The following is a 12,873-nucleotide window of genomic DNA, read 5'->3' as shown; positions in this document are numbered from 1 at the left end:
CTGTATTCTCTTAATTTTATTCATAGATGGTACAAATTATTCTAGTATTAAATAATTAATTATGATTCTTCTTTTATAATGATCACTGTGGATAGCTTTTTCTTTCTTTAATAATTATTAATGAGTTCCCGATGTATCCAAATCGTCAGAAGATGATTTTTCTGATGAGTAGACGGCGTATACATTGTATGGAATACTATCAAGGGAATGAGTTCTTCCAGCTAAGGTTATACTTCCATTTCCATTTGGGTGTTTGTACTCTAGAAAATAAGTATCTCCACCAACTATTATTTTAGCTGCGGCTATTATAACACTTCTATCGTTCATTATTATGTCCATGTTATCATTTGTAATCTTAGAACCATGAGGTATAAATATAGCTGATGATGGTAATTTAAATGAAAAATGCCATCTCTGAGCTTGCTGATTATAATCATACTCTCTTAGTATATCATCTGGATTTCTATTCATACCATAGGTATTGGAACTTCCTATAAATGTTCTATTTCTGCCAGTTAACAGCATTGATTGAGCATTACCAAAAGTATGATATTTTCCCAATGGTATAGGTAAAGGAATCTCATTTCCTTCTGTATCTACATTGTATGTATTGTCTCTAACAAATTCAGTGATATTTCGTTCTTGGGTATGATAATTTCTTCTTGGTGCTTCTTCTTCCCAATTTAGCGCTATAGGATAATCGTAAACAGGAGCTATATTACCATCTTTCTTAACATTATCAAATATATTGATGGGTTGATATTTATCATCAACATTCATATAAACATCAACAGGTGTTATTTTACCCGTAGTAATATCTAGTCCATAATAATAAGGGGTGATCTTCATTAGAGAGTAATAGTTCCCTATAGTTTGAATATCCATAAATATTGGATAGCCCACTCTTAGAGGTTGTCTTACTAAAGCCTCTATATTATTTTTTGAAGGAGAAAGAGGAAAACTTAAAGGTGATTTTTGTAAAAAATCAAGACAACCGTAAGTGTTGAGATAATTGGTCGTTGGTCCAACAGATTCCCCCCTTATGTCTATACTAGGTCCAAAATAGTTGTTTTGTTGATCTATTGATACTTTTGGAACTACGTTAGGTATATACCACTCTGTTGGAATAACAGATTGTTTGAATATATTAGAGAACCTAAAATCACCTGTATCCTCCATAACTAGATTACCTATTCTACCGATGATATCTATATTGTACATTTTGAAAGCAGAATGTTTAGCATTTCTATTAGGACCTCTTGGTTTATTAGTAGGGTATGAGTTATCTACTGTATTTCCATTATTTGCAATAGCATAAAATCTAGCACCTGCACTGATAGCTTCTTTGTTGGCTAGTGGAAGATAGAAATCATATGTATCTTCGTCTACAACAAGAGGTATTTCATAGCCAGCTGGATATAGTCTATTATTATAAATGACGTTATAATCAAATTTGGCTATTTTTTCTTTTGTCCATTCTGTAGTATTCATATAATCTTTAAAGCCCTTACCTCTTTGGTTAGTAGTTCTTGATAGACCGTGAGAACCATCACCATAGAAATCTCCTCTGTTAGGAAAATATACTTGAAAAGGATAATCAAGGGTTAAGTATTTACTTGCATGTATAATTTGATCATTAGGAAGTTTTATTTCAGAGGCAGGTATTTTAACAATAATTGTTTCATACCAGTCATCAGGTGGCTCAGCAATGGTTTTTGATATCTCTGAGGAGATAGTGATTTTCGGAGTACCTTTTGGAGGGATATATATTTTTTCTGGTTCACCATTACCAGGAATGTATACATCAGGTTCTGTAATTACAACAACACCATGACCACTATTACCTGTCTGATCTCCACCAGAATATTTTGGCATAGTTTGATTACCAGATTTCATCGAACCATTAGATACACCATCAGTATATCCAGAACCACCGCCACCACCAGAATCATCATTATCATTATAACGTGAATAATCATTACCTCCAGCACCGCCGCCATAGTAGCCACCGCCACCGCCACCGCCGCCGGAACTGGAACCACTGTTATTGGAACCGCCATAGCCAAGACCACCGCTATGACCACCATTGCTACCACCGGAACCGCCGCTAGACTGAGTACCTCCATAACCACGAGAACCACATCTGTCTCCGCCAGAACCACCTGAAGAACCACCGCCATATCCACCATAACCGCCGTTAGAGCCGCTATCTCTATCGCCTCGTCCGCCGCCACCGCCAGCGACTATAATACGATTATTTAATGCATTCCCATTTAATCTAATGTCTGAACCACCACCACCTACTTGGCTTGTACGTCCATGACCTGAGCCACCGCCATTCCATCCATTACTACCACCTGGATAGATATATAGTTGTTTATCTTTGGATAGAGTTATCTCTCCGTATGAATAACCCCCTTTACCACCAGAACCGTTTCCGCCTTCAGCTCCCCATACTTCTAACGTATATTTACCGTCAATAGGAACAGTATAAGTTGAATATGAACCATTATAAGTATAGATTTTACGCTCTCCATCATGTATAACAGGTGGTCTGTATTTGGGATTATCTACATAATGCCCTGGTACATAATCAGGATTATTGATTGAGGTTTCTTGGGAGATAGTATAGGATAGAGGTATCCACTCTGCAGAACTACCACCATTCATTGTCAGAGATAAGTCATCAGCAAAAATACAGTCTTTTAGGTTCGTAACGGAATTATGTGAAAGACCATTAACTATGGATACCTTTAATTTTTCAGTATCATTAGGTGTGGTAAAATTAATTGTTTTAGTAATGACAGAGCTATTATTGTGTTTGTCGGATGTCCACTTTCTTAATACATTTCCTAGATAGTCAAGTGCTTCAATTTCAAAATATCCCTCACATCTATGAGCACTTATTTTACCTGTAAAAGTATAATTAGTGTTTTCAATACCTGATGTTATAGTTACATATTTAGCTATTTTATTAGAGTTACCAGGGACGCTTATTTGAAAAGAACTTTTACCAGAAATAATATAAGATGGATGTATTGTTCTAGTAAATAAAATATCCTCGTTATAAGAGGGTTCACCTTTGAAATTTTGTAATGATCCATCGTTAGCTATTTTTTCAGCATCACCATTAACAATAAAATTCTGTTTTGGGTGATTATCTTTCAGTTTGGTTACATATTCTTCTATGTCTTTTTGAAGATTACCTCCCACGATAGATTCAGAAGTACGTTGGTCTGAAGCCTCTGAGGGGAGTACTACTGCATATTGTGCAGAAACAGGGTTGTGAATTACTATGTCATTAATTTTAGTATCTGATCTAGAGTAGGGAGCTGGTAAAACGTATCCACTAGCATTGAAATCATTATCGTAAGTATCAGTATATACCTGAGATTGACCTTTATGACTTAGTATGTTATCATATAAAACCTTTGCGTTACCAGTTAAGTATTCACCATTTTTTTTAGCATCTGGTATATCAAGGTTTTTTTGATATATTAGTAAATCAGATGGTCTTGGAGGTCTGGATATTGTTTTAGCAGGATCATTATCTAAAGCAGTAATTGTTTTATGTTTATCACCATTTCCTTTATATTTAGTCCTAGGATTGAAGAATTCACCGTTGTATGAGCCGATATTAACTTCTTCAGGAAGAATATGGCTGGCTGCTTCTGGGTTATCTTCCCACATTTCTTCAACAGTATTAACAACTTTTTCAAAGTTCTTTTGTGAGACTACAGGTTCTGAGTCTTTATCAAAGTATATGATTGATTGATCACCTGAAGAAGTCTGTAGAATTAAGAAATCAGATATAACAGTGGCGGTATTCTCTGTGTTACGTCGCTCATCAAATTTATTCCATTCAGGTGTTATTTTATCTTTAGCACCTGATTGAGATTTATGATAGTTTTCTATATTCTGATTTTTGTTATTAGTATAAAGGATACCATCTGCCCAATTATTGGCATGTCCACCTTTTGCGGGTGATTTACCACATCCATTATCTCCCATACCATTACATGCATTGGTTCTTACACCTTCATTCCATACTACGTTATCATGCTGTGTTGGTTCTAAAGAGTAGCGAAGTCTTCCAGCTTCTGATGATTCTTCAACAGCTATATTAAAGAAGATATTAGGATCTCCTTGTTTTACAGTCGCAGTTACTTCATCTGTATCAAGAAGTTTGACCATTCCGTCGGCAAATCCTCTTTCAATCTTCCATACATTTACTTGTTCTATTTTTTGAATATCATAGGTTATTTCTTGTGTCCAAGTATCTTCTATCCCAGGAAGCTCATGAGTACAACATGGACCGCATATTACATGTGGAGGATTACTCCATGTAACAGTTATAGTAAAATTACCAGGTCCTGATGGGGTGGCTGTTGCGGATGTAGGGTCAGCTACTTTTTTAGTAGTTTGATTTGGTGGAGTTCCAGATGTTTCTGTATGCCATGCTGAAGATTTTGCATCTGTAGTTTGTGGAAGTGTCTTAGAGGGAGATACAGATGCCCCCCAACTATTGAATTCTCTGATTTTTTTGTCGGAAACGGACTTGTGACTTACTGTTGTGTTATTTATATCCTCAGCAAAAGCTTCTGCTTCTTTTAAAGTAGCTTCATATTCTTTTAAATTAGGTTTAGCTGGGCATACAGCAGTTACATCACCTGAACCGTGTACAGTTACAGCTTTTGCATCATTAGGAATTGAACCTGTCCAAGTTTTGGAATAGTTTCCACCATCATGCATATTAGCTGATTGTTTTCCAACAGGTTTATTTGGAGCTGTATCACCAGCTTTGAATTCACAAGATGTACCTGAATACCAGCTTCTATAGTTTCTTGTTGCCTTTTGGTCTATGTAATATTTAGTTACGATATCGACTATAAATTCTGAACCACCAACAGCAAAGTACAGATCTCTTGTGGTAGGTGTGCCTGCCATTGCTTCAAAGTCTTCATGGTAAATCGAATCTTGTTTTAGTTCAGAAAAAGCTATAGGTTCTGATGTGAATTGTCTATACTCTTCAATTTTTATTTCTGGCACAATAAATATTTTTTTTGCTTTATTGTCTGGTATACCGTTTAACGTAATTAATCCTTGTTCATCATCGGATAATTTTATTTGTATATTAGCGGTATAATCAAATTCATATGTTGTTCCTGTTTCTATTTTAAAATCTGCTAGATTATGATTCCATTCAATGGAACCTCCTTTCAGGAACTTAAGTAATTTATTTTTATCAATAAATTCAAAATTTTTATTGCCTTTATATGGGTAACTTGTATCTAAAGAATAATTTGCTTCAGTGTCTGCTTGGCACGCTACTGCACCAGAAACAGACAAATCAATATTTATTTTTGGGAAGCCCGAACCAGCTTCTATGTTATCAAGTGCTTTCATCCAATCGGATTCTTCATCTCCTGATATTTTTCCTTTAATTGTCACAGTTACATTTTCTCCTAGAATTGTAGGCTTATATCTATCAATGGTAACTTTTTCAGTTGGGTTAGTCATTATTTCAAAGCCACCGGTAGGAGTGACTTCTTTACAAAAAACAACACCCGAAACACCAATAACAAAACCTCTAGCATCACCATAAAAGATTAATGATTCCATAATACCATTTTTAACTGAGGAATCTCTCCAATCAGGATAATTTCTATCTGTCAATAAATATTTATCTCCTGTAACTCCACCAAAACCCCAGGAGAATCCATTATTACGATAAGCATCTCCTCGTAAATCCGTGGTACGTTTACGATTAGGCATTTGATCTAAAGATTTTTGAACTAGATTACTTATTAGTTTGAAGGTATGATCTTTTTTGTAATTAGTACTGTTTAATACTTCAAATGCAGGAGCAGAGGGGTTATAGAAAGAGTTTTCTGGAGTAACTCCAGCAGCATACATAACATAATCGAATGATGGTAAAAAGATTCTTTGACTGGGGTATTTAGTATAATTAGGTGCAGATACTCTAACAACAGTATCTATTGCTATTAGGCTAGGGCATATTTCTTGTCCTTCAAATCGGATGAAACGTTCTATTTCATCATAATATATAGACTGCTGATTAGGTGGTGAAAGGTAATAAAGTGTCATAAGTAAATCAACATGTCCTGCCTCATTAGCCAATTTTTCAGCTAAAGTTATATTTGTTTTATAGGGTTCCACATAATTAGTATAATTTCTAATATTATCATCTATAGCTGTTCCGGTTCCATCCCAGTGTTCTAGAATATAATTCCAAACTTTTGTTGACTTTTCTTCCTTGTTTTCTATTGTATCTCCCAGTTCTTTCCATTTACCGTTTTTTAAAGGTTTTAGATCTTTTTTATCACCAATGCCTTCAATTAATTTTTTGTAAAAAATACCTGATGAAATTTTATTTGACTCTCCTTTTAAAAGTTTTCTATGTTTATAGGGCATATCAGCTTTATTTTCAATGTATTTTAGATCTCCTGAAGAGGCTTGATACCATCCAACTAAAGCTTTGCTAGGTTCTAACCACACACTTTTTTCATAGTCATTAGGATTATATGGAGAGAATATTATTGAATGTTTCATATTAGGCATATGGTTATAATAGTGAGCAATAATATCATTTTCGATATTTTCTTTATTTTCAAGAGATAGATCTAAAGGTTCATCAAATTTCTCTGATATGATACTTACCCTAAAAGAAGGAACGAGACTTATTCCTCCTGGTCCAGGTTTACCACCACAAGGAATAGACCCATTAGTACCAATCGTATCAGTTGCAAAAATTTCAGTTATAAATACTGATTGAAGTAGGATTGTGCAAATAAGTATTATAGTAAAAATTTTACGTTTAATCATTTTATAAACCTCCTTTATCATAATAAAAAAGACGCTTATAATTTTAGCGTCTTAAATGTTAATTTATGAAATTTATTAATTTTGTACACTTACTGTATATTGATTATCATCTCCATATAAAAGTCTTAGACCACCGCCACACATATAACCATAGCCATCTATTTTAGTTATAACAACAAGGTAATTATCAATATTGTGTTCTATAGTAAAGAGTTTATAATCATAAAAAGTCTGTTTGCCAGATAGAACTTTATCAAGATTCTCCTCTGTAGTCATATGACATCTTGCTAGACTAGGTTTTAGTAGAAGAGCTATTAATTGTTCTGTTGGATATTTATTAACATAATCTATTAAATTTGATTGAGTTCTCCAATATTCCTTTAGTTGACAGTATTTATAATCAAACCCAGTACTTTTCATTTTTATGGTATTTCCTTCTATATCGAAGCCAGAAAATAATGCATCCATACCAATTTCAACATAACCTCTCAATACTAGTTTATTAAGTATTTCTTTACCATCAATTCCTAGCCTTGATATAACTATTATGGCTTGTTCTCTGGTAAAAGTGGCTTTAGAATCAAAATGTCCTTTTTTTGTTACATTACCCCATTCATCTTCAATTGCTTTTACATTACCACGGAGATAACGGGCACCATAAGCTCTAGCCACGGCTTCTTTAGCCCATGGTGAAACAGAATCCAAATCATCTAAGTATTTAGGTGCTTCATTTGTATTATTTGAGTCAACAGTTTGAAAGTAATTGACAAACATGATAGCCGCTTGTTCTCTTGTGATAAGACCGTCTGGGTCAAATTTATTATCACCAATACCATTGACCATACCCAGTATATTAGCTACTTTTACATATTTATTATCAGTATCGGTAAATTTTTCTGTTGTTGATATTGCTTCTAAGAACATATCAATAGTTAATGTTGTAGTACCCCATGCTGCTTCTTCAGTCATGCCAGCATAACTTTGGATATATCTATTAAAATCCTTAAAAACAGCATTAACAAATAGTTCGGCAAATTCTTCTCGTGTAATAGGTTTTTGATAATTACTCTGTAATTGGGTTGGTACGTATTCATTTTTAATTGCAGATTCAACTTCTTCTTTTGCCCAAGAAGATGGTTCATCTGATAAAGCGAATATAGGTACATTGATACTAATAATAATTGTAAGAATCATCGTAAATGAGAATAATCTTTTCATTTGTATAACCTCCAATACTTTTATAAAATATATATATATAATAACATATAAAGTTATTATAATAAATATAATTTTCGGTCATATATAGTTAAAAAAATATATTTTAATTATTAGTGTAGATATATAGGTGTTTAGTTATAAGGGGTGATCTTCAAACAATAATCTATTAGTCATAGTGGTTACCATTAACATTGGATCTCAATGCTCATTGGTTGCCTTATTAAAGCCTCTATATTTTTTTGAAGGAGAAGAGGTAAACTTAAAGAAGATTTCTATGGAAATCAAGACAACCATAAGTATTGAGATAATTATTAGTTGGTCCGACAGATTCACCCCTTATATCTATATTTATTATTCTCTACCTAAAAGATTCTTCAAATATACTAGTAATGTCTCTATCATTAAATGGAGGTAGTGATTTTATACTACATGCTTTCATTTTAGACAGATGGGGTAGAGTAATAAGTTTAGTAACGAGAGGGTCCATGTTCAGTTCTTGTAATATAGACATTTCATCAGTTGGTGGATCAATGAGTACTATTTTTCTAGCAATGTTTTCAATAGTTATATTATCTATTGCATTTCCAAGTAATGTATTTCCTCTTGTAGTACAATCTGTAATATAGGTTACCGAAAGTGCATGTTCAGCTAGTGTTTTGATAAGAGAAGTTTGAGATGCCTCTAAAATTATATTTATATATGGATAATAATTAAGCCTTGTTTTAAGTTCTGCAATAACATCCTCTATTTTAGCTGAAGTTGAGAGTAAGTCACCTTCAACACATAAAAATTGTTCTTGGATTCTGTTATTAAGGAAATTTTCAAGGGTTACAGGTTCAATACCATATGACCTGAATTTGTTACTTCCAGTTAGATCAATGAGCAGTGAATTATGTCTTCTGGATAATATACCTGCCCATGTTATAGCTGTAGCTCTTGTACCTACTTCATATGGTCCTATATAAAGCCTTAAAGCATTTTTTAGTATTGTATCAACGATTACCACATCTTCTACATTATTTGCCTCAAGAAGCTTTATGAGCTTGTTTTGATGAAGTATAATGGTTTCATCTAATTCACATAGTTGAAATACCTTGGCTATGACTTCTTGAATGGTTTTTTCTAGAGCAGAAAGGGAGATTCTGTTTTTCTGAAGGTCACTCATTAATTTAGTTGCAAGCTGTGGTGCATTGATAGGGGTAAATATATTTTTTGAAGTTTTATATATCTCATTAATATATGTATTCTCAGAAGGTAATTCATTATCAAAGGATTTTATAATATCATTAACAGTTTCATCCATGGATTGATATACTGTAATTAGACTCTTAGATAGTTCATGCAGCTGAAATTGTAAGTCTAAGCGTTCTTTTATTAGTTTATCAAGTTTCTCTTTGTCTTCTTTATAGTATAATTTAGTATTAGAAGAGAATTTATCAAGTACAGAAGTTATTTCTCTTATACGAGAGTGGATAATTGACTCTGCCGATGTAGTCATGGTTGCTAATATGGACATTACTTTTTCTGTAATCATATTATTCCAAGAAGCTTTATAACCAGAGCGTTTTATTCCCAGTTCTCTAATTTCTTCAAATTTTTGCTCAGAAGTTTTGTTTTCATCTTTAAATATAGTTATAATTTCTTGTTCAACGTTACGGAGCATACTGATAGTTTCAGCAAATTGGTTATTCTCTGTCATTAAATCTCTTACAATGGTATCTTTATCTAATAAATTTTTGAATAGATTCCAATCTGAGAAGCTTGTACATTCTTTAATACGTTCTTCAAGAGTTTTGACTTTATGTAATTTTATAACTTCTACAGGTTCTTTTATAACGTCATCTTCAGGTTCTTGTATAGTTTCATCAGATGGAGTTGGTTCTTCTTTAGGTGTTTCTGGTTCAATTTGTGGTTCTTTTTTTATTTCTTTTTTACTGAGCTTTTTCTTTTTAGGTTTTTCTTCAGGTTCTTCAGTTTTCTTTTTCTTAACTTTAGTAATATCTTCTTTCTTTATTAATGCTTTATTTTCCAAAAGCTCTGTTACAGCTTCTTTGAAATTTTTAAGGTTAATTTTTCTATCTAATCTTTTGGCTATTATATTTTCACTTTCAAGATATTTAGCTTGTTTATCGTTGGTGTATAAATAGATTATGAGAATATCCTCATGTTTTTCTTTTAATGCAGATGTTAAAGCGTTCCTTGTTTGAGTTACAGAAAGGTCTTTTGGACCTAAAACTATGGTATCCATTCCTGTTATTTTGGGACTCAAGTGAATCTGCTCAATAATCTTATCCATCTTTGTTTGAAGTGTTTTATCTACAAATGTTTTTTTGCCAAAACCTGATAATGATGCTACATATATCATATTTTTTTACCTCCTAAGTTACAATCTGTTTTATTAAGGCTATTTCATAAAGTAGTTTAATCAATCAAAAATTAAGTGATTATCTTTTTAGAGTATGTTGTTCATGAATAGAATTTTTCCCATCTGTATTGTTTTGACCGTGTACTTCTTGTGTGTGACAAACTGTACCTTCTAAAGTACTATCTATATAATTAGCAGTGGTTTTCAAGAAATCAAGTAAATCTTCAAGTGATTGTTTGCTTGTCATAATAGATTCCATCAATTTCTCGTTTTCATCACTTTTTATATTGTGCATAAACATGGGGTCAGTGACTTTGTTGATTAGAACACGTATTTTATTTGATGTTTCTTCTGATTTACTTTTAAATTGTATACTTTCAATATAGAGACTTTCTAATAATTCAGGGTCTAATAATTTGGCTTTACCACCCATAGGTATATCTTCCTTTCTATTTGACTTCTGTATTTGGTTCTGGGTTATCAAGTTCAATAGGTATATTATTTCTTATATCTTTAAATTCTTGTTTCAATATTAGAGCGTCATGTTCTACTAATATTACTGAATCTAATAGACGTTTTAGAAATGCTAGTTCGACTTTATCGTATGTAGTTTCTATCTTGTTTCGAAAGCCTTTTGAAGAATCTATGATATCTCCTATAAGTTTGCTGATGGCTTCAAGAGTATTGTAGGCTTCTGTGTTAGTTGATAATAATTTTTCTGGCATATGATCCTCTCCTTATATATTCATATCATCAATTTGAAGAATGTTTCTTAGTTTCTCTTTTTCCATTTCCTTGGAAAATTCATCATCTACTTCTATGAGTTCATCAGTATTACTCTCAAAACCAGGAAGGGTAGTGTTTTCAATTTTTTCTTCAGAAGGGTTATTTATAAGCTCTTCTTGTATAGGTTGTGCTTGAGTATTGATTAGAGTATTTCTTTCTTCATATGGAATACTGGTCATAAAAAATCTTTCCCAAGCCATTTCATATTCTTCTTGGATATATAATGAAAATTCCAATGTCTTACGTAGTTCTGTATGTACCCTGGTAAAAGCCTTTACGTCTGTTGCAGCGGTTATTACATGTATAGCTCCAGTAAGTATTTCAATGTCTTCTGGTAAGCCTTCTACCACCAAACCTAGGAAAGGAGCTAGAATATTAATTGGAGCAGGAGAGTTTTCGTAAAAATAATGGATTGCTGATAAATTATTTTGGGGTTCTATGTTGCTGATGAGTTCATCTAGTGTAAAGCTATCATTTAATATGATAGCTTTGTCATAGACATCTCTATGGATATAGAAAAAATCATCATTTTTAGCTAAAACCAGAGTGTTGATAGTAGTAGGTAAATATCGTTTTTTTGAAGTTACTAGCATTTGATTGCCTCCTTATATATTTTTTGATGTGACTAATCTAAAAAGTAGTTATTTGAATACTTTACTAGGGTCAACAGCTTCACCGTTAATATAAAGCCCTAAGTGTAGATGAGGACCAGTACTTCTACTGCCAGAATTACCGGAACTTGCTATGACTTCATATTGGTTTACTTGTTGTCCTTGGCTTACGATATAATGATTTAGATGTCCGTATATAGTTCTAATTCCCTTACCATGATTGAGGATAATATAATAGCCTAGAGCATCACTATGTCCTGCTTTTTCAACAGTACCATTAAATAGAGCAGTTACTTCTGTTTTTAAAGCAGCTGATAAATCTATTCCATTATGAAACTGTATTTTATCTTTTTCTATAGGATCGGTTCTTGTACCAAATCCAGATGTAACATGGCTGGATTTATTCAAAGGATAATTAAGGTTATTTACATCTCCTAATTCGGGATATGTTATAGCTTTTTCATATGCCTTTTTTTGAGAGTTTAATTTACTCTTGAGTTGTTTAGATTTTTTTTCCATTTCCTGTGCATTTTTATTATCAAAAGATAATAATTCCAGTTGTTGTACTTGTATTTTTCTCTCCTTTAATAGATCTTGTATATGAAGTTGAATTGATTTGTATTCTGAATCTAACTCTAAAAGATACTCCACAGTGTTATTTCTGTTTTCATAAATAGTAGTTTTCAATTCTATTAATTGTTGTTTAAGGGTATTAATCTCAGAATCATATTCACTAAGGATGTTTTCATAATTGGTTGAATAAATATCTATAGCCTTTTCTACCATTTCATCTTTATTGATTTCTGTCTGCACACTATAATACTCTTTAGTTATGTCTTGTAACAATTTTTCTTCCGTTTCTACAGAAACTAGTTTTTCAATTCCATATAGATCCAACAGGGCAGAAGCATTTTCTGCATAGATTGATATAGGGCAGCAGATTATAAATATAATAACTGTAATAATTATTTTTTTCATATTTATGCCTCCTAAGCTATTTGATATGAATTAAAAAAGAGTAAATAGTATATATTTACTCTTTCTAAA

The 12,873-nt window shown here is 32.5% G+C and carries 7 protein-coding genes; all 7 read right to left on the bottom strand.

The window, feature by feature from the left end; translation table 11 throughout:
- Positions 1–117: 117 nt before the first annotated feature.
- Positions 118–6,846, bottom strand: coding sequence for a glycine-rich protein (locus HYG85_RS24360; RefSeq protein WP_244971304.1), 6,729 nt, complete (start codon positions 6,844–6,846; stop codon positions 118–120).
- Between the two features lie 75 nt (positions 6,847–6,921).
- Entirely contained in the window at positions 6,922–8,064 is a 1,143-nt protein-coding gene (locus HYG85_RS09500) for an S-layer homology domain-containing protein (protein ID WP_212693262.1), read from the bottom strand.
- A 358-nt stretch (positions 8,065–8,422) separates the two neighbouring features.
- On the bottom strand, positions 8,423–10,429 hold the full coding sequence (locus HYG85_RS09495; RefSeq protein WP_212693261.1) for a hypothetical protein: 2,007 nt from the start codon (positions 10,427–10,429) through the stop codon (positions 8,423–8,425).
- A gap of 79 nt (positions 10,430–10,508) precedes the next feature.
- Positions 10,509–10,862 carry a hypothetical protein gene (locus HYG85_RS09490; RefSeq protein ID WP_113672731.1) on the bottom strand — a complete coding sequence of 118 codons (354 nt, stop codon included), beginning with the start codon at positions 10,860–10,862 and terminating at the stop codon, positions 10,509–10,511.
- A 16-nt stretch (positions 10,863–10,878) separates the two neighbouring features.
- On the bottom strand, positions 10,879–11,154 hold the full coding sequence (locus HYG85_RS09485) for a hypothetical protein (RefSeq protein WP_212693260.1): 276 nt from the start codon (positions 11,152–11,154) through the stop codon (positions 10,879–10,881).
- Positions 11,155–11,166: 12 nt separating this feature from the next.
- Positions 11,167–11,808 (bottom strand): hypothetical protein, encoded by a 642-nt coding sequence (locus HYG85_RS09480; RefSeq protein WP_113672729.1) that lies wholly within the window; start codon positions 11,806–11,808, stop codon positions 11,167–11,169.
- Between the two features lie 48 nt (positions 11,809–11,856).
- On the bottom strand, positions 11,857–12,804 hold the full coding sequence (locus HYG85_RS09475) for a M23 family metallopeptidase (protein ID WP_212693259.1): 948 nt from the start codon (positions 12,802–12,804) through the stop codon (positions 11,857–11,859).
- Between the last annotated feature and the right edge of the window lie 69 nt (positions 12,805–12,873).

The organism is Vallitalea guaymasensis, assembly GCF_018141425.1.
In the GTDB taxonomy this organism is placed as follows: Bacteria; Bacillota; Clostridia; order Lachnospirales; family Vallitaleaceae; genus Vallitalea; species Vallitalea guaymasensis.
This window is presented reverse-complemented; position numbering and strand designations above follow the sequence as displayed.